Origin of the sequence: Amycolatopsis acididurans (genome assembly GCF_012328925.1) — a bacterium.
Taxonomy (GTDB): Bacteria; Actinomycetota; Actinomycetes; order Mycobacteriales; family Pseudonocardiaceae; genus Amycolatopsis_E; species Amycolatopsis_E acididurans.
Genome location: NZ_JAAXLS010000025.1, coordinates 22387 through 40327 on the forward strand (window position 1 = coordinate 22387; position 17941 = coordinate 40327).

20 protein-coding genes are annotated in these 17941 nt (G+C 70.0%); 5 read left to right on the forward strand and 15 right to left on the reverse strand.

Going from position 1 to position 17941, the window contains the following annotated elements; genetic code table 11:
• Nucleotides 1-52 precede the first annotated feature (52 nt).
• Together phoH2 and HFP15_RS27470 are read right to left on the reverse strand one after the other, a co-directional pair.
• Complete coding sequence (gene phoH2 / locus HFP15_RS27465; RefSeq protein ID WP_376768900.1) at nucleotides 53-1339, reverse strand: RNA 5'-3' helicase PhoH2; 1287 nt, start codon at nucleotides 1337-1339, stop codon at nucleotides 53-55.
• A 445-nt stretch (nucleotides 1340-1784) separates the two neighbouring features.
• A complete protein-coding gene (locus tag HFP15_RS27470) occupies nucleotides 1785-2561 on the reverse strand; it encodes an isoprenyl transferase (RefSeq protein ID WP_168519652.1) in 777 nt (258 codons plus the stop codon).
• Nucleotides 2562-2647: 86 nt separating this feature from the next.
• On the opposite strand from HFP15_RS27470, the gene trhA reads away from it, so the two are divergent.
• Complete coding sequence (gene trhA, locus HFP15_RS27475) at nucleotides 2648-3316, forward strand: PAQR family membrane homeostasis protein TrhA (RefSeq protein ID WP_168519653.1); 669 nt, start codon at nucleotides 2648-2650, stop codon at nucleotides 3314-3316.
• Nucleotides 3317-3684: 368 nt separating this feature from the next.
• Here trhA and HFP15_RS27480 read toward each other — a convergent pair whose 3' ends face one another.
• The 7 genes from HFP15_RS27480 to mca form a co-directional block, all read right to left on the reverse strand.
• Nucleotides 3685-3879: a helix-hairpin-helix domain-containing protein gene (locus tag HFP15_RS27480; protein WP_168519654.1), complete on the reverse strand. Its 195-nt coding sequence runs from the start codon at nucleotides 3877-3879 to the stop codon at nucleotides 3685-3687.
• A gap of 24 nt (nucleotides 3880-3903) precedes the next feature.
• Entirely contained in the window at nucleotides 3904-4359 is a 456-nt protein-coding gene (locus tag HFP15_RS27485; protein WP_312871772.1) for a GNAT family N-acetyltransferase, read from the reverse strand.
• Nucleotides 4360-4417: 58 nt separating this feature from the next.
• Nucleotides 4418-6307 carry an acyl-CoA dehydrogenase family protein gene (locus tag HFP15_RS27490; RefSeq protein WP_168519655.1) on the reverse strand — a complete coding sequence of 630 codons (1890 nt, stop codon included), beginning with the start codon at nucleotides 6305-6307 and terminating at the stop codon, nucleotides 4418-4420.
• Between the two features lie 39 nt (nucleotides 6308-6346).
• The gene (gene abmR / locus HFP15_RS27495; RefSeq protein ID WP_168519656.1) at nucleotides 6347-6928 is read right to left on the reverse strand and encodes an ATP-binding transcription factor AbmR; all 582 of its coding nucleotides are present in this window, start codon (nucleotides 6926-6928) and stop codon (nucleotides 6347-6349) included.
• A gap of 66 nt (nucleotides 6929-6994) precedes the next feature.
• On the reverse strand, nucleotides 6995-9007 hold the full coding sequence (locus HFP15_RS27500; protein ID WP_168519657.1) for a thioredoxin domain-containing protein: 2013 nt from the start codon (nucleotides 9005-9007) through the stop codon (nucleotides 6995-6997).
• A 49-nt stretch (nucleotides 9008-9056) separates the two neighbouring features.
• Nucleotides 9057-9383, reverse strand: coding sequence for a hypothetical protein (locus tag HFP15_RS27505; protein ID WP_168519658.1), 327 nt, complete (start codon nucleotides 9381-9383; stop codon nucleotides 9057-9059).
• Nucleotides 9380-10291 carry a mycothiol conjugate amidase Mca gene (mca, locus tag HFP15_RS27510; RefSeq protein WP_168519659.1) on the reverse strand — a complete coding sequence of 304 codons (912 nt, stop codon included), beginning with the start codon at nucleotides 10289-10291 and terminating at the stop codon, nucleotides 9380-9382. Before mca ends, HFP15_RS27505 begins: the two co-directional genes overlap by 4 nt.
• Nucleotides 10292-10395: 104 nt before the next feature.
• Here mca and HFP15_RS27515 point away from each other — a divergent pair, with 104 nt between their 5' ends.
• The 3 genes from HFP15_RS27515 (at nucleotide 10396) to HFP15_RS27525 (ending at nucleotide 12383) form a co-directional block, all read left to right on the forward strand.
• Nucleotides 10396-10818, forward strand: a complete 423-nt coding sequence (locus HFP15_RS27515; RefSeq protein WP_168519660.1) for a DUF4307 domain-containing protein — start codon at nucleotides 10396-10398, stop codon at nucleotides 10816-10818.
• A gap of 196 nt (nucleotides 10819-11014) precedes the next feature.
• Complete coding sequence (gene greA / locus HFP15_RS27520) at nucleotides 11015-11512, forward strand: transcription elongation factor GreA (RefSeq protein WP_168519712.1); 498 nt, start codon at nucleotides 11015-11017, stop codon at nucleotides 11510-11512.
• Between the two features lie 73 nt (nucleotides 11513-11585).
• On the forward strand, nucleotides 11586-12383 hold the full coding sequence (locus HFP15_RS27525; RefSeq protein ID WP_168519661.1) for an MBL fold metallo-hydrolase: 798 nt from the start codon (nucleotides 11586-11588) through the stop codon (nucleotides 12381-12383).
• Here the strand turns inward: HFP15_RS27525 and HFP15_RS27530 are convergent.
• Both HFP15_RS27530 and ilvA read right to left on the reverse strand, forming a co-directional pair.
• Nucleotides 12359-12835, reverse strand: coding sequence for an Lrp/AsnC family transcriptional regulator (locus HFP15_RS27530; RefSeq protein WP_168519662.1), 477 nt, complete (start codon nucleotides 12833-12835; stop codon nucleotides 12359-12361). The two genes, HFP15_RS27525 and HFP15_RS27530, sit on opposite strands and share 25 nt — an antisense overlap.
• Nucleotides 12836-12846: 11 nt before the next feature.
• The gene (gene ilvA, locus HFP15_RS27535; RefSeq protein ID WP_168519663.1) at nucleotides 12847-14055 is read right to left on the reverse strand and encodes a threonine ammonia-lyase; all 1209 of its coding nucleotides are present in this window, start codon (nucleotides 14053-14055) and stop codon (nucleotides 12847-12849) included.
• A 78-nt stretch (nucleotides 14056-14133) separates the two neighbouring features.
• On the opposite strand from ilvA, the gene HFP15_RS27540 reads away from it, so the two are divergent.
• On the forward strand, nucleotides 14134-14412 hold the full coding sequence (locus HFP15_RS27540) for a hypothetical protein (protein WP_168519664.1): 279 nt from the start codon (nucleotides 14134-14136) through the stop codon (nucleotides 14410-14412).
• Here the strand turns inward: HFP15_RS27540 and HFP15_RS27545 are convergent.
• From HFP15_RS27545 to HFP15_RS42265, 4 genes are all read right to left on the reverse strand, one after another.
• Complete coding sequence (locus HFP15_RS27545; protein ID WP_168519665.1) at nucleotides 14409-15557, reverse strand: cystathionine gamma-synthase; 1149 nt, start codon at nucleotides 15555-15557, stop codon at nucleotides 14409-14411. The two genes, HFP15_RS27540 and HFP15_RS27545, sit on opposite strands and share 4 nt — an antisense overlap.
• 9 nt (nucleotides 15558-15566) lie before the next feature.
• Entirely contained in the window at nucleotides 15567-16004 is a 438-nt protein-coding gene (locus tag HFP15_RS27550; RefSeq protein ID WP_168519666.1) for a hypothetical protein, read from the reverse strand.
• 4 nt (nucleotides 16005-16008) lie between these two features.
• The gene (locus HFP15_RS27555; RefSeq protein ID WP_312871773.1) at nucleotides 16009-16482 is read right to left on the reverse strand and encodes a hypothetical protein; all 474 of its coding nucleotides are present in this window, start codon (nucleotides 16480-16482) and stop codon (nucleotides 16009-16011) included.
• Nucleotides 16483-16621: 139 nt separating this feature from the next.
• A complete protein-coding gene (locus tag HFP15_RS42265) occupies nucleotides 16622-17941 on the reverse strand; it encodes a hypothetical protein (RefSeq protein ID WP_210717946.1) in 1320 nt (439 codons plus the stop codon).

A 17941-nucleotide genomic window follows, 5' to 3' on the forward strand; every position in this document is an offset into this window, starting at 1 on the left:
GCGGGGCTCCCTCGTGGCGCATACGGCCACGAGGGAGCCCCGCACGGCATTGTCAGCCGTGGTCCTCCAGCATCTCCGTCACCAGTGCGGCGATCGGGGACCGCTCGGACCGCGTCAGGGTCACGTGCGCGAACAGCGGGTGGCCCTTGAGCTTCTCGATCACCGCAGAGACACCGTCGTGCCTGCCGACGCGCAGGTTGTCGCGCTGCGCCACGTCATGGGTGAGCACCACCCGTGACGCCGTGCCGAGCCGCGAGAGCACGGTCAGCAACACGTTGCGCTCCAGTGACTGCGCCTCGTCCACGATCACGAAGGCGTCGTGCAGCGAACGGCCCCGGATGTGGGTCAGCGGCAGGACTTCCAGCATTCCCCGGTCGAAGACCTCGTCCAGCACCTCCTGGCTGACCAGCGCGCCGAGGGTGTCGAACACCGCCTGCGCCCAGGGCTGCATCTTCTCGCTCTCGGAGCCGGGCAGATAGCCCAAATCCTGGCCGCCGACCGCGTACACCGGGCGGAACACCACGACCTTGCGGTGCTCGCGGCGTTCCATCACCGACTCCAGGCCCGCGCACAGCGCGAGCGCGGACTTACCGGTGCCGGCCCGGCCACCCAGCGACACGATGCCGACCTCGGGGTCGAGCAGCAGATCCAGCGCGATCCGCTGTTCGGCCGAACGGCCGTGCAGCCCGAACGCCTCCTTGTCACCCCGGACCAGGCGCACCCGCTTGTCCGCGGTGATCCTGCCCAGCGCGCTGGAACTGCCCGCGAGCAGCCGCAGACCGGTGTGGCAGGGCAGTTCCCCGACATCGGGCAGGCCGAAGTCGGCGAGGTCGACGGTGTTGTTCGTGAACAACGCGTCGAGCGCCTCCTGCGGCACGTCCGCGTCCGCCGTTCCGGTCCACCCCGAGGGAGTGACCTCCTGGGCGCGGTACTCGTCCGCGTCGAGGCCGACCGAACCGGCCTTGACCCGCAACGGGATATCCTTTGTGACGAGCGTCACACTTGTCCGCTCGACCGCGAGATTCAGCGCGCAGGCCAGGATCCGGTGGTCGTTGGAGTCCGTGCGGAATCCCGGCGGAAGCACCGTCGGATCGGAGTGGTTGAGCTCGACGTGCAGGGTGCCGCCGTGTTCCCCGATCGGGATCGGCGCATCCAGCCTGCCGTGGGTTCGCCGCAGGTCATCGAGCAGGCGCAGGGCTTCCCGCGCGAACCAGCCCAGCTCTGGGTGATGCCGTTTCGCCTCCAGTTCGCTGATTACGACCAGCGGCAACACGACGGCGTGCTCGGCGAATCTGGTGACCGCCCAAGGGTCGGAGAGCAAGACCGAGGTGTCGAGCACGTAAGTGTGCCGCTGGATTCCGGGGGATTGCGGACCTTCCGATGACTCACCAGCGACTTCGACGCTGGTCGAGTCCTTTCGGGGCGAACGCTGCGCAGTCAACGACGGCATCTCCCTCGTGGGCGTGGCACCACGCCCGCACTCGCTGGGCCGGGCCTGCCCCGGTTGGTCGTACCCGCCGACTTCCGTCAGCGGGTATGGCCACGAGGGCCGGGTGCCGGCCCCCTCGAGCGTTTCGCGAACGGCTTCGCGGCTGCTACCGCCGCCGTTCCCTCAGCTACCGCCACGACCAGGGCCTCCCGCGATGTCCCGCAAGGTCACGGACCATCACTTCGGAAGTTACCTGCGAATCGAAGATCGTGCAGGCAGCCAGGCAGGTGATTCGTGAACTCGTCACCTCACCGTCGGTAGAGTTCGCGCGACCAGGCGTTTACCGACCGTGATGTCAAGTACCGAATCGGCGGTGCCGCCAGGCGTAATCCCGCAGCGCACGCAGGAAATCGACCCTGCGGAATGCGGGCCAGTACGCCTCGGTGAACCAGAACTCCGAGTGAGCGGACTGCCACAACAGAAAACCGGACAATCGTTGTTCACCGGATGTTCGAATGATGAGATCCGGATCGGGCTGGCCCGAGGTGTAAAGGTGCTCGGAAATGTGGTCGACGTCGAGGATCTTCGCCAGCTCGCGGATCGAAGTGCCCTCGTCGGCGTGCTGGAGCAGCAGCTTCTTGACCGCGTCCGCGATCTCCTGGCGGCCGCCGTAGCCGACCGCGATGTTGACCTCCATGCCTTTGCGGCCCTCGGTGCGTGCCGCGGCGGCCTTGAGGCTCGTGGCCATGTCGGCGGGCAGCAGTTCCAGCGCGCCGACGATGCGCAGCCGCCACGGCGTCTCCGGCGCGGCCAGCTCGTCGACCACGTCGACGATGATCTTGAGCAGCGGCACGATCTCGTCCTGGGCGCGGCCGAGGTTGTCCGTCGACAGCAGCCACATCGTGACCACCTCGACGTTGGCCTCTTCGCACCAGGACAGGAAGTCGGCGATCTTCCCCGCGCCGGCGCGGTGCCCGTCCGCGACGTCGGTGAAACCGGCTTCGCGGGCCCAACGGCGGTTGCCGTCCAGCATGATCGCGACATGCCGGGGATGCCTGCCCGCGGTCTGCTGTTGCAGCCGGCGGCCGTAGGCGCCGTAGAGAACCCTGGAGGCGAACGAGCGAAGACTCACGTCGGTCTAGCGTACGCACCCGGCGGGTGAACGTGGCTCCGGCCACGGGCACTGGCGGAAAACCTACGGACCCGTAACCTAGAAGCGTGACCGTCGCGACCGAAAACCCCGTGCTCGACAGCCGCCCGAGGCTTCGTGGTCATATCCATTTCTGGTCGTTCTTCGGTGCCTTCGCCGGAGCGGTGACGCTCGTGGCGATGGCCGGTTCGACCGTGTCCGCGCTGGCCGCGTTCGCCACGGCGATCTACGGACTCACCGTGATGGGCGTGTTCGGCGTGAGCGCGCTGTACCACCGTCGGCTGTGGAGCCCGCCCGCGTACAAGTGGATGAAGCGCGCCGACCACTCGATGATCTTCCTGTTCATCGCCGGCACGTACACCCCGTTCACGCTGCTGTCGATGAGCAAGCCGACCGGGTACGTCATCCTCGCCGTGGTGTGGGGCGGGGCGCTGCTCGGGGTCGCGCTGAAGATGCTGTGGCCGGGCGCGCCGCGCTGGCTCGGCGTGCCGATCTATGTGTGCCTCGGCTGGGTCGCGGTGTTCGTGCTGCCCGAACTGGCCCGCAACGCCGGGATCGCGGCACTCGTGCTGCTGCTCGTCGGCGGCCTGTTCTACACGATCGGTGCGATCTTCTACGGCGTGAAATGGCCCAACCACTGGCCCGACACCTTCGGCTACCACGAGTTCTTCCACGCGTGCACCGTGCTGGCGGCGATCTCGCACTACATCGCCATCTGGCTGGCGTTGTACGCCTGAGGACGCGACCAGGCAGCGGCGCTATGTGTCCGCAACCTCCAAGCCGGGCCAGTCCGTCGCGTCGATCGCTGCCGCGAGGTCCCAGGTCGGCTCCCAGGCTTCGCGCTTCGGCCGTCAGTGGTTCGGGCCGTCACTGTGAAGCCGGCTGCTCCCCGTAACAGCTCGATCGTGATCTCGGTTCGGTCGCCGTCGGGACCACGTCGGTAGCCGCGATACGTGTGCACGACCTGCGCCACCTCGGCACCACTTGCGCTGCTTACCCTCGCCAGAATCTCCTCATGATGGCCAACTCCCAGCATGCCCATGAGATTACGCCGATCGACTCGCCCGGGTACTCCCTCAAAACTCCGGCGCGGCTTCCTCGCCGGTCAGCCCAGGCTCAGGCCGTGCTCCTCCAGCGCGGCCTGGATGATGCCGAGCGCCTTGGGGCCCATGCCGTGCAGCTTGGCCAGCTCAGCGCGAGCCACGCCCGCGAGCTGGCGTAGCTCGACGTAGCCGGCGGCTCGCAGGGCACGGGTGGCCGGTGCGCCGATCTTCGGTAGTGCGTCAAGTGCGGCTGGCATCGCGTCAGCCTAGCGACGGCACGCCTACAGCGTCAGTGTCATGAAAACGCTGTTGGGGTCCTCCCGGTAATCCCCGAACGGCTCGCAGTACTCGAAGCCGTGCTTGGCGTAGAGGGCGCGGGCGGGCGCGAAGAACTCCATCGAGCCCGTTTCCAGGCTCAGCCGGGAGAATCCCCGTGCCCGTGCCTCCGCGATCAGGTGCGTCAGCACCCGTGACGCGACGCCCCGGCCCCGGTACGCCGCGCCGGTGCGCATCGACTTGATCTCGGCGTGGCCGGGGTCCAGGGCCTTCAGCGCCCCGCAGCCGACGATCACGTCGCCGTCCTTGAGCGTCCAGAACGTCACGTCCGGCTTGCGCAGCCCCTCCAGGTCGAGCGCGTGTTTGCTCTCCGGCGGCGACATGGCCTGCATGTCCGCCAGATGCTCCGCCAGGAACTCCGCGATCTCGGGGCCGGAAAGGTCATCGATCTCGATCCGCACCAGCCAGAGACTAGGCAGCGGCGCGTAGCGTCTCCGTTGAGGGCGCCCGAGGGCCGGCCTATTCGAGCATTTCCGCGCGCAGGAACGGTTCCGGGATCGCGAAGGCGTCCACCAGCGTCCGCGCGTGCGGGCGCAGCTTCTTGCACAGCTCGTTCACCGCCGCGACCACGCTCTTGGCCCGCGCCGAGGTGAGCCGCCCGTGTTCGAGGAACCAGGCGCGATCGTCCTCGATGTTGGACAGCACGTACAGATCGCACACCTGGTCCAGCATCGCCCGCGCCTCGGCGTCCTCGCACCGGTCGATCGCCGCCACGAACGCCTCCAGCACGACCCGGTCCACATGCGCCTTCGCGGCGCGCAGCACGTGGTCCTGCGCGTCGTTGAAGACCGTGAAGGCGTCCCCCTCGGCGGCCCGGCGCAGCCGCCTCGCCGCGCCCTCCAGGACGTGCTTCTCGCGGTCCTCGAACAACGACACCTGCCAGCCCCGGTCGTGGAGCGCATCGTCGTCGTCCCGGCCCGGCGCGGCGTCCACCAGCCGCTCGATGACCTTGCGTGCCGCGGTCCGCTCGATCACGGCGTCGACGAACTGCTCGGCCACCAGCCGCGCCGTCGCCAACGTGCTCATGTCGTGGAAGGCGTCCCGGTAGCTGGTCAGCAGGCCCTTCGCGACCAGCTGCAGCAGCACGGTGTTGTCGCCCTCGAACGTGGTGAACACGTCCGTGTCGGCCTTCAGCGTGGGCAGCACGTTCGCCGCGAGATAACCCGCACCGCCGCACGCCTCGCGCGCGGTCTGGATGCTCTTGGTCGCATGCCAGGTCGCGACGGCCTTGATACCGGCCGCCCGCGATTCGAGCTCCCGCTGGCTGCGCTCGTCCACGTCGTCACCGCCCTGAATGTCGTGCAGGGTGCGCACGAGCTCCTCCTGCGCGAAGTGCAGCGCGTAGGTCGTGGCGATCGCGGGCAGCAGTTTCCGTTGGTGCGCAAGGTAATCCAGCACCACGGTCTCCTGGCCGGTGCCGGGATTCTCGAACTGCCGCCGCCGCTCGCCGTAGCGAACCGCCAGCGCCAAGGCGCGTTCAGTGGCGCTGATTCCCCCGCCCGCCACACTGATCCGGCCGCGGATGAGCGTGCCCAGCATGGTGAAGAACCGGCGCCCGTCGCTTTCGATGGGGCTCGAGTACGTGCCGTCCTCGGCGACGTCGCCGTAGCGGTTGAGCAGCGCGTCCCTCGGCACGCGCACGCCGTGGAAGGTGAGCCTGCCGTTGTCCACGCCGTTGAGCCCCGCCTTGCGCCCGCAGTCGCCGATCTCGACGCCCGGCATGGCCTCGCCGCGTTCGTCCCGGATCGGCACCAGGAACGCGTGCACGCCACGGCTTTCCCCGCCGGTGACGAGCTGCGCGAACACCACCGCCATCCGGCCGTCCCGCGCCGCGTTGCCGATGTAGTCCTTGCGCGCGCCGACATCGGGAGTGTTGATCACGAACTGCCCGGCCTGGGGATCGTAGTTCGCGGTGGTGCGCAGGTGCTGCACGTCCGAGCCGTGCCCGGTCTCGGTCATCGCGAAGCAGCCCGGCAGCTCCAGGTCCATGATGCGGGCCAGGTAGCGCTCGTGGTGCTTTTTCGTGCCGAGCAACTGCACGGCACCGCCGAACAGGCCCCACTGCACGCCCGACTTGACCATCAGCGACAAATCGCCGTAGCCGAGCAACTCGAACGCGACCACCGAACCCCCGATGTCGCCACCACCGCCGTACTCGCGGGCGAAGCCGTAACGCGGCTGGCCGGTCTTGGCGAGCAGGCTCAGCTTGTCCCACACCCAGGCGCGATAGTCCTCTGTGCTCGCCCCGTACGGCTCGTCGTACGCGTGCTCGGCGAGCTGGGCGCGGACCTCGCGGCGCAGCGGCGCCCACCGGCCGTCCAATACGTTCGTCAACGCATCAGGGTTCATGCTCTCCAGCTTGGCGTACCCGGCGAAGATCCGCAGTGCTCAGCCGAGGTCGGGCCCCTTCGAGCGCAGGTCGTCTACTTTGGACATGGCCTCGCGCAGCTCACTCAGCCAGCTGTCGGCGTGCTCGCCGACCAGCCGCACCGCCCAGGCCAGTGCCTCCGAACGCGACCGTGCGACGCCGGAGTCGACCAGGGTGTCGAGCACCATCCGCTCCGGCTGCCGCAGCCGCGTCATCACCGGCACCGACAACGTGGTGAACAGCTCCTCGGTCTCCCCGATCCGCGCGCCCCAGGCCACCTTCCGCTGATAGCGGTGCTCGGCCTGCCGGGCGATCTCGATGCGCTGCTCGCGCGTGTCCTCGCGGAACCGGCTGATCCGGCCCGATTCCGCCGCGGCACGCGCGGCGTCGTCGTCGAATTCCTCACTCAGCGGTGGCAGTTCGCCGACGACGAGGATCTCCTCCCGGTCGACGGTGATGTCCGGGACGCCGGTGAACCACTCGTCCGGCAGCCGCCCGGCGAACCAGCCCGCAGCGTCGTCGGCCGAGGGCGCCTCGCCCTGCTGCCAGCCGCCGCGGCCCTTCCAGCCCGCGCTTCCCTTCCAGCCTCTGTGCGTGCGCATCCCGACCTCCGTGATTACACGATTACATCGATACACACGCTACGCGGATTCGCCGGCGTTGAACCCTCACTTCGCCGAGGGCGAAAGTACTGCCTCCAGTTCGTCCGAGCTGGTCACGGGCCGGTCACACACGTAACCCCGGCAGACGTAGGCGGCCGCGGCGCCCTCCACGAGCGGCCGGTCCTGCAGCAGCGGCACGCTCTCCGGCGGGCCGGCCAGCACCACGCCGCCACCGTGCACCCGCCGCGCCGCCGTCAGGCGCAGTTCGTCCCACGCGGCCGGGTCCGTGCCGACCACCGCGACCTGCACCGGGCCTGCCATGAGCGCCTCCGCCACCGACAGCCAGTTCCCCGCGAACCGCGGCATCCTCGCGGCAAGCTGACCGACGCGGCTCAGCGCGCGTTCGGCCGCCGTGCGATAGGCCGCGGCGCGCTCGTGCCCCACCAGCACGGAGGCGGTCGCCAGCGCGGCGGCCAGTGCCGAGGCGCCCGACGGGCTCGCGTTGTCGCCCGGGTCGGACGGCCGCTGCACCAACGTTTCCGCGTCGTCCGCGGTGTCGTGGTAGGCACCCGGCGCGTCCTTCGAGGCGAACTTCTCCAGCGCGAGATCGAGCAGCCCGGTCGCCTCGGTGAGCCAGCGCGCCTGGCCGGTGGCCTGGTGCAGCGCGAGCAGGCCGTCGGCGAAGCACGCGTAGTCCTCCAGGACGCCGGCCGCCTCGCCGACCCGCCCGTCGCGGGAGCTGCGGCGCAACCGCCCGTCGACGAGGTGGATGTCGAGGATGGCCGACGCGGCGCGCGCCGCCGCCTCGATCCACTCCGGCTCGTTGAGCGCGGCACCCGCCTCGCACAGGGCGGTGATGGCCTGCCCGTTCCAGGACGCGATCACCTTGTCGTCCCGGCCCGGCTGCGGCCGCCGGTCGCGCACCGCCAGCAGGGCCGGCCGCACCCGCTCGTACCGGTCGAAGTCGTCGGGATCCCGCCGCAGCTGCAACACCGACCGGCCATGCTCGAAGGTGCCCGTCTCGGTGACACCGAACAACTCGATCGCCCAGTCACCGTCCTCGCCGAGCACCTCGCGCAGCTCTTCGGGTGTCCAGACGTAGGTCAGGCCCTCCTCGCCGTGCGTGTCCGCGTCGAGCGAGGCGGCGAACCCGCCCTCCGCCGTGCCGAGCCGTTCGAGCAGGAAGTTCCCCGTCATGCGCGCGACGGACAACGCCCGCGAAGAGTCGGTCAGCCGCGCCAGATGCGCGTACGCGCGCAGCAGCAAAGCGTTGTCGTACAACATCTTCTCGAAGTGCGGCACCACCCAGTCGGCGTCCACCGAGTACCGCGCGAACCCGCCGGCCAGCTGGTCGTACATGCCACCGCGGGACATCGCCTCCGCGCACTGCTCCACCAAGGACAGTGCTTCGGCGGAGCCGGTGCGTTCGTGGTGGCGCAGCAGGAACTCCAGCACCATCGACGGCGGGAACTTCGGCGCGCCACCGAATCCGCCGCGCGCACGGTCGGCCTCGCCGCTCAGCTTGGTCACCGCGCCGTCGAGCACGGTCTCGTCCACCGCGGCCTCGGGCAGCGGTCCGGTCTGCCGGGCCAGCTCGGACACGATCTGCCCGGCGCCCTCCCGCAGCTCCTCGCGCCGCTCCTGCCAGGCCTGCGTGACCGCGACCAGCAGATGCGGGAACGACGGCATGCCCGGCCGCGGTTGCGGCGGGTAGTAGGTGCCGCAGTGGAACGGTTCGCCGTCGGGCGTCAGGAAGCAGGTCATGGGCCAGCCGCCCTGGCCGGTCATCGCCTGCGTCGCGGTCATGTAGACGGCGTCGATGTCCGGGCGTTCCTCGCGGTCCACCTTGATGTTGACGAAGTTGTCGTTCATCAACTTCGCCGTTTCGGCGTCTTCGAAGGACTCGTGCGCCATCACATGGCACCAGTGACACGCCGCGTAACCGACGGAGAGCAGGATCGGCACGTCCCGGCGGCGGGCCTCGGCGAGCGCTTCGGCACTCCACGGCCACCAGTCCACCGGGTTCTCGGCGTGCTGCAACAGGTACGGGCTGGTCGCGCTGGCGAGTCGGTTGGCCATGCCCCAAGGGTGTCACGCGTCGGCGCGACCGGCCGGAGGAGGCGGTGAGCTAGGAACTCTTCTCGCGTTGCCTCGGTGCGGGCTCGGTGGAGTCCGTCGCCCCGGGCTCGGCGTCAACGGCCGCCTCGCCCTCACCCGGCTGTTCCTCGGTCTCCTCCGGATCGAAGCTCGCCGGAACCCGCTTGAGGTGCTTGGTCATCGAGCGGACCAAGAACGCCACCGCGATCAGGAAGATCAGCAGCAGCAGGAAGCCCACGGGCGAGGACTTGCCGAAGTCGTCACCCTGCCCGCCGCCGTCGCCGGTGTTCGGCTGCTGCTGGGTGAGCACCAGCGCGACGGTGTTGGCCGGCACGGTGACCGGCGCCAGAAAACTCATGTGGTCACCTTCTCACGTACCCCCGCGAACAGATCGTCCTCCGGCAGCGTGCTGTCCACAAGTGAGCGCACCAGCTCGTAGTCCTCGGTGGGCCACACCTCACGCTGCAGCTCCAGCGGGACCGCGAACCACCGGCTGTTCGGGTCGATCTGGGTGGCGTGCGCCCGCAACGCCTCGTCGCGGGTCTCGAAATACTCGGCGCAGCCGACGCGCGTGGTGACCCGCTCCATCACGTCCGGCCTGCTCGGGTCCCACTTCGCCAGCCACTCGGCGTAGGGCGACTCCTCGCCCGCCGCGACCAGCGCGTCGTGGAACAGCTGCATCCGGCGCCGGGACATGCCGTGGATGTAGTACAGCTTGAGCGGCTGCCACGGCTCGCCCGCGTGGGCGTAGCGGTCCGGCTCGGCCGCCGCGTCGAAGGCCGCGACCGACACCTCGTGGCACCGGATGTGATCGGGGTGCGGGTAGCCGCCGTTCTCGTCGTAGGTGACCACCACGTGCGGACGGAAGTCGCGGATCACGCGGACCAGCTCGCTGGCCGACTCCTCCAGCGGGACACGCGCGAAGCAGCCCTCCGGCAGCGGCGGCAGCGGGTCACCCTCGGGCAGGCCCGAGTCGACGAACCCCAGCCAGTGGTGCTTCACGCCGAGGATCTTCGCCGCGCGCGCCATTTCCTCGCGGCGCAGATCGGTCATGTTCTCGCGGACCTCGGGGCGGTCCATCGCCGGGTTGAGCACGCTTCCGGCCTCGCCACCGGTGCACGTGACGACCATGACCTCGGCGCCTTCCGCGACATACTTGGCCATCGTGGCCGCGCCCTTGCTCGACTCGTCGTCCGGATGGGCGTGCACCGCCATCAGACGCAGGCGCGAACCAGGCTCAGCAATCAGCTCGTCAGTTCCCACCATGCCTGCAACGACCCCTTCTGCAACGCTATTCCGCGCCTGAGTGGATACTCGGTCCGGTACCCATTGTCCCCAGGGGTACGACAGAACGATTCGGAGGCCCGGGTTTGACCACGCGCGCACTGCCGGAAGGCCGCTACGGCCCCGCGCGCAGCGGTGCCGTCAAACGGTGGCGGGCCTGGGCTTATGGCGTGATCGCGCTGGTGGTCAGCGTCGCCGTCGCGTGGGTGGCCTACATCAATCTGGGGCCCGCCCCCATCGACGCCGAACGGGTCGCGTTCGGGGAGCAGCCAGGCAACGCCATGTCCGTCACGATCAACGTCACACGCGACGATCCGGGCAAGCCCGGGGTCTGCATCGTGCGCGTACGTGACATCTCGGGCGCGGAAAGTGGCCGGAAAGAGGTGTTCGTTCCCGCCGGCGATGGCAACAGCCGGCAGACAACCGTTGTCCGCAGCATCGACCGTCCCGTCACCGCGGACGTTTTCGGCTGCTCGTACTCTGTGCCCGCGTATTTGTCAAGTAGCTAGCGGCCAACGGAGTGAAACCGGCGCCGAGCGTCCACAGGACGGGAAATCGGACGGCGCCGGTGGTCTTTTGCGTGCTATCCTGGTCTACCGGCACGGCCCAGACGGGCCGTGTTTTTCCTTTATCACGAGCCCCGCTGGCCCCCAGCCAGTGTGGCCGCCGGCTTGTATACCCATGCCCGGCAGGCACGACGAGGAGATGGTGACCGTGGCCGACACCCAGGTGACCTGGCTGACCCAGGAAGCCTACGACAGGCTCAAGCACGAGCTCGACGAACTCATCGAGAATCGTCCGGTCATCGCCGCGAGGATCAACGACAGCCGGGAAGAGGGCGACCTCAAGGAGAACGGGGGCTACCACGCCGCCCGTGAGGAGCAGGGCCAGGCCGAGGCCCGGATTCGCCACCTGCAGGAGCTGCTCCGCTCGGCCAAGGTCGGGGAGGCGCCCGCCAACGACGGCATCGCGGAGCCGGGCAAGGTGCTCACCGTGCGCTACGACGGTGACGACGAGGAGGAGAAGTTCCTGCTCGCCACCCGTGAAGAGGGCGCGGAGGGTGAAATCGACGTGTACTCCCCCGAGTCGCCGCTGGGCAAGGCCCTGCTCGGCGCCAAGGAGGGCGAGTCGCGCGAGTACGAGCTGCCCAACGGCAACACGATGAAGGTGACCCTGGTCAAGGCGGTCCCCTACACCGGCTGAGTACGTCGGCAAGGGGGTTCCGCGCCGGAAATGTCAGCGCACGGAGCCCCCTTTTCCGGCTAATTTGAACGGTATGACCCTGCCCATTTGCGCCACTTGCGGCATGCAGTACTCAGCGCCGCGGACGGACTGCCCGATCTGCGAGGACGAGCGGCAGTACGTCCCGGCCGGTGGGCAGCGCTGGACGGATCTGGAGACCGTCCGCGCCGAGCACACCGCGCGGATCGAGGAGCAGGGCGCCGACGTCGTCGGCATCGGCTGCGAACCGAAGTTCGCGATCGGGCAGCGGGCGTTGCTCGTACGCACCGGATCCGGCAACTTCCTGTGGGACTGCGTCGCCTACCTCGACGACGAGATCATCGCCAGGATCACCGAGGCGGGCGGGATCAGCGGGATCGCGATCAGCCACCCGCACTACTACTCCACCTCGGTCGAGTGGGCCCGCACCTTCGACGTCCCGCTCCACCTGCACGAGAAGGACCGGCAGTGGCTCGGCCGCTCCGATCCCGGCGTCGACTGGTGGAGCGGTGAGACCAAGCAGGTCACCCCCGATCTGGAGCTGATCAACCTCGGGGTGCATTTCGCCGGTGGCACCGTCATGCACTGGCCGGGCGGCGAAGGCGGCGAGGGCGCGCTGTTCTCCGGCGACATCGTGCAGGTCGTCCCGGACCGCACGCACGTCGGATTCATGTACTCCTATCCGAACCTGATCCCGGAACGGCCACCGGTGGTGCGCCGCGCGGCCGAGATTCTGGCCCGCTACCGGTTCAGCGCGATCTACGGCGCGTGGTGGGACGCGGTCGTGCGCAGTGACGGCTACGAGGTCGTGCAGCGCTCCGCGAAACGCTATCTGGAGTTCGTCTCGTCGTAGGCGATCCGCTCCAGCAGCGGCCGCACGCGGGGCGCGATCGGCGTCGACAGCGCCAGCGACGTGCTCGTGCGCAGCACACCGGGCAGTCCGACCACCTGGTCGATCACGCGCTGCAGGTCCTCGTGGTCGCGCGCCACCATCCGCACGAACAGATCCCCCTGGCCGGTCGTGGCGTGTGCCTCACAGACCTGATCGATCGCGGCCAGCCCCTCGGCGACCTCGACGCGGCTGCCCTGCGCGATCTCCAGCACCGCGAACGCGGTCAGCCCGTACCCCATCGCCGCCAGGTCCACCTCGGGCGGGAAGCCGCCGAGAATGCCCTGTTCGGTGAGCCGGTCCAGCCGCGCCTGCACCGTGCCGCGAGCCACGCCCAGCCGTCGCGCGCATTCGAGCACGCCGAGCCGCGGCGCGTCGGTCAGCAGGAGCAGCAGCCGGGCGTCGAGCGAATCCACCGTCGTCCCTCCTAGTTCCGGACCGGGGTGTAGCCGGCGCGCTCGAGTTCGGCGACGACCTGGCGGCAGTGCTCCGAACCGCGCGTTTCGAGGTTCAGCGCCACCTCGACCTCGCCGAGGGCGAGCGCCCCGGAGACCCGCGAATGCTCGACGTCCAGCACGTTCGCGCCCAGTTCGCTGACCCTCGACAGCATCGACGCGAGCACACCGGGCCGGTCCGGCACGCGCAGCCGCAACGCGAGATACCGCCCGCCCGCCGTCATGCCGTGCTGGATGATCTGCAGCAACAGCAGCGGGTCGACGTTGCCGCCGGACAGGACCGCCACGATCGGCGCCGCGAACGCACCCGGATGCTGCAGCAGCGCCGCGACGGCGGCCGCCCCGGCGGGTTCGACCACGAGCTTGCGCCGCTCCAGGCACAGCAGGACGGCGCGGGACAACGACTCCTCCGACACCGTCACCACGTCGTCCACCAGCGCCTGGACGTGCGCGAAGGTGATCGATCCCGGCTGGCCGACGGCGATCCCGTCGGCCATCGTGTGCATGCCGGGCAGCCGCACGGGCTCGCCCGCCGCGAGCGACGGCGGGAACGCCGCCGCCCCCTCGGCCTGCACGGCGAGGACGCGCACGTCCGGACGGCGCGCCTTGACCGCCACGGCGATCCCGGACACCAGCCCGCCACCGCCGGTGGGCACCAGCACGGTCGCCGCCTCAGGCACCTGGTCCAGCAGTTCGAGCCCGACCGTGCCCTGCCCGGCGATCACGTCGGGATGGTCGAACGGGTGGATGAACACGGCGCCGGTGCGCTCGGCGAACTCGACGGCCTCGGCGAGTGTCTCGTCGAACACGTCGCCGTGCAGGTGCACGTCCGCGCCGTAGCCGCGGGTGGCGGCGAGCTTGGGCAGCGGGGCGCGGTTGGGCATGAACACCGTCGCCTTGATGCCGAGCAGCGACGCCGCGAGCGCCACGCCCTGCGCGTGGTTCCCGGCGCTCGCGGCGACCACCCCGCGAGCGCGTTCCGCTCCGGTCAGCCCGTGTAACCGCGTGTAAGCACCGCGGATTTTGAACGAGCCGGTGCGTTGCAGGTTCTCGCACTTGAAATGGACCAGACCGCCGTGAACCTTTTCCAGGTCCCGTGCGTGTTCCATGGGAGTGACGCGAACGATCCCTTCGAGAAGCCTGCGTGCCTGCTCGATCCGGTCCGGCGTCACCAAGCGCATATGTCGGATCATGCCACCCCTGGCCGGGCCGCTTTGGGTACGCTTGGTCCCGCCAGCACCGGAATTCGAGGAGCAAGGATGCGAAGGCGGAACGAACAGGACGGCAGAGTCAGCCGTACCACTCGTTCGTCCGGGGTGCTGCCCATCGTCGCGGCGGTGACCTCAGCTCTGGCCTTGACGGGCGCGGCTTTCTACACGGTGGACCGGGTCACGTGCGAGGACGCGCAGTACATCCGCCACGACGACCACGTCGAACTCGTCGGTGGCTGCGTCGACAGCTCCGAACTCAACCAGCTGCGCGTCACGCAGACGCACTCCAGCGGCCAGAGCACCGAGCTCAACAACCTCCGCCCCTAGTCCAGGGCCTCGCGCAGGTCCTCGATCAGGTCACGCGCGTCCTCGATCCCCACGGACAGCCGCACCAGGTCGCCGGGCACCTGAAGCAGCGAGCCGGACGTGCTCGCGTGCGTCATCCGGCCGGGGTGCTCGATCAGTGATTCGATCCCGCCGAGGGACTCCGCGAGGATGAACAGCGACGTGCGGGCCGACGCGTCCAGCGCCGCCTGCTCACCGTCGGCGTGCCGGAACGAGACCATCCCGCCGAACCGGCGCATCTGCTTCGCCGCGACCTCGTGGCCCGGGTGGCCCGCCAGCCCCGGGTAGTAGACCTGGGCGACCTTCGGATGCGCGGCAAGCGCCTCGGCGATCCGCTCGGCGTTGTCGCAGTGCCGTTCCATGCGCACCGCCAGCGTCTTGATGCCGCGCAGGGTCAGCCACGCGTCGAACGCACCCGGCACCGCGCCGGCCGCGTTGCGCAGGAAGAACAGCTGTTCGCGCAGCTCGTCTTCGTTGCCGAGCACCGCACCGCCGACCACGTCGGAATGCCCGCCGAGGTACTTGGTGGTCGAGTGCACGACGATGTCCGCGCCCAGCGCCAGCGGCGTCTGCAGGTAGGGGGTGGCGAAGGTGTTGTCGACGACCAGCCGCGCGCCTGCCGCGTGCGCGACACCGGCCAGCGCCGTGATGTCGGCGACGCCGAGCAGCGGGTTGCTCGGGGTCTCGCACCAGATCAGCTTCGTGCCGGGCCGCACGGCCTCGCGCACCGCGTCGATGTCGGCGAGGTTCGCGACGCTGTAGGTCACGCCCCAGCCGGTGAGCACCTTGTCGATCAACCGGAACGTGCCGCCGTACGCGTCGTTGCCGAGCACCAGGTGGTCTCCGGGGCGCAGGGTCGCCCGCAGAATCGCGTCCGAGGCCGCCATACCCGAGGCGAACGCGAGACCGTGCCGCGCGCCTTCGAGCGACGCGAGCTGCTGCTCCAGCGCGGTGCGGGTCGGGTTCGCGGTACGCGAGTACTCGTAGTCACCCTCGCGGGTGCCGCCGACGCCGTCCTGCGCGTAGGTCGAGGTCTGATAGATCGGCACGATGACCGCACCGGTACGCGGGTCGGGCTCCTGACCAGCGTGGATGGCCCGGGTCTCGAAACCGAAGTCGTTCGACATGCCCACAGACTACGACCATCCGCTGGTCACCCACCGTGCGGTGGGCGGCGCGACCGCCAGTGCGAGCGTCGCGACGGCCGGGACGCACAGCACAGCCGTGTAGCCGACCGGCATCGCGGTGTCGGACAGGCCGAGGAAGTGCACGCCGGCCGCGGCGAGCACGAGCACCATCACGTACAGCAGCAGCGCCGCCGCCGCGCCGGTGATGGTGAACATGCGGCCGAACCGCTTGGCCAGGATCAGCCCGACGCCGCCGACGATGAGCAGCGCCGCGACGATCAGGTGCAGCAGGAAGGTCAGCAGTGCGCGGCCGAGCGCGCCGTCCCCGGCGAGCATCACCGCGCCGCCGGCGACGCCGACCAGGTGGAAGATGCCGCCGAGCAGCGCGAGTATCGCGGCGGGGATGCCGGTGCCGCCGCCTCGCGACGGCTGTTCGTCCGTGCTCAACCCGCTACCAGCCCTGCGGGTCGGGCCGGTAGCGCAGATACCGGAACGTGGCGGGCAGTACCGAGAGCACGAACACCAGCGGGCCGCCGACGGCGGCGGACACCCGGACGAACGCGTCGGTCTCAGCGAAGGAGAACATCGCCTTGAAGAACTCCCCGATCAGATGCGGATAGAACAGCAGGGGCTCGGCCAGTACGGCACCGACCGCGGCCAGACCTCCCAACGAGAGCACCACGGCTCCGGTGACGATGCGCAGGAGCGTGACCAGCGCCCCGATCAGCAACAGCAGCGCGGCGCCGAGGTAAAGCCCCAGCATGAGCAGCGCCTTGCCGGGCAGGTCGGTGATGCCGACGTCGATGAACACCCGGACGGGCAGGTAGCCGAGTGCGCCGGCGAGGGCCAGGCCCAGCAATCCCGCGAGGATCGCCGTGGTGCCGCGCGGCCGGGACGGCGCGGGCAGGCGCTGCGGATCGGTCACTGTGATCCCTGGAGGCCGGACGCGGTTCGTGGTGCGCCCACTTTAGCCGCGTTCTGCCCGATTCGGACACGGCGACGGGCGGCGAAAACGCCGATGCCCCCGGACCGCGGAAGTCCGGGGGCATCGGGAGTTCAGCGGGTCACCAGCCCTGCGGCGGCTGCCCCGGCTGCTGCGGCGGCTGACCGTACGGGCCGGGCTGACCGAAGCCGCCTGGCTGCTGTCCGTAGGGACCCGGCTGCTGTCCGTAAGGACCCGGCTGGCCAGGCTGCGGGAATCCGCCGCTGGCCGGGTTGGGCCCACCGGGCTGGCCGTACGGGCCGGGCTGGCCCGGCTGGCCGAAGCCACCACTCGGCGGTCCGAACTGGCCCGGGTGACCGGGCTGCCCCGGCTGACCGAACCCGCCGGGCTGACCGGGGTACCCGCCGGTGGGCGGGCCACCGAAACCACCGCCGGAGCCGGACGAGCCACCGGAGTCGAGGCCGAGGAAGCCCGCCGTCGCCGGAACCAGGCCCAGCGCACCGACCGCGGCGATGATGATGCCGAAGATCAGCTCGAACACGATCCGGGTCGCGAACGAGCCGTCGGCCCCGTAGATGATCGCGAAGATCAGCAGCAGGGCACCGCTGCCCACGAGCACCCAGGTCGCGATCTTGTTCTTCAGGAACAGCAGCACGGCGCCACCGACCGCCGCCAGCGCGGCGACGGCCAACACGATCACGTAGACCCAGGCGCGGGCGGGCACGCCCACCGAGGCGGCGTACTGGTCGCACAGGCTCGGGTTGGCACCGAGCTGCGACATCGAGGCACGGCACTGGTCGAGCTGGCTGCTGCTCGAAGACACGCTGGCGAAGTCACCCATGATCGTGAAGGCCAGGATGGCCCCGATCAGGCCCAGCACCGCGACGACACCGGCGGCGATCCAGCCGATGATCTGGTTGTTGTTGCCGCCCGCGCCCCCGGCGGGCGCACCGTAGGGCGAGGCCCCGAAGCCGGGAGGGCCTCCGAAGCCGCCCGGCTGCCCCGGCGGCGGGCCGAAGCCCTGCGGGGGCTGGCCGTAGGGCTGCTGCGGCTGGCCGAACCCGGCAGGCGGCTGCGGCTGGCCGAAGCCGCCCGGCGGCTGCTGCCCCATCGCGGCCGGGTTGTCCGCGGCGCTCGGCGGCGGCGCGTAGGGGATGGCGGGCGGCGGCTGCGAGCCCGGCGGGACGAGCTGGGTGGACTCGGCGCCCGGCGCCTCGCCCCCGCCCTGCTCCTCACCGGATGCCTGCCCGGGCTGCACGACCTGCGTCGGCTCGGGGGTCTCACCGAACGCGCCGCCCGGCGGCTGCTGTCCGGGCTGGACGACCTGCGTCGGCTCCGACGAACCGAAGGGACTGTCTTGCTGCTGCTGGGGACCGCTCGGCGGGCCCTGTTGTGGCTGCCCGCCACCCCAGGGCTGATTCGGCGGCTGCGGAGCGCTCAT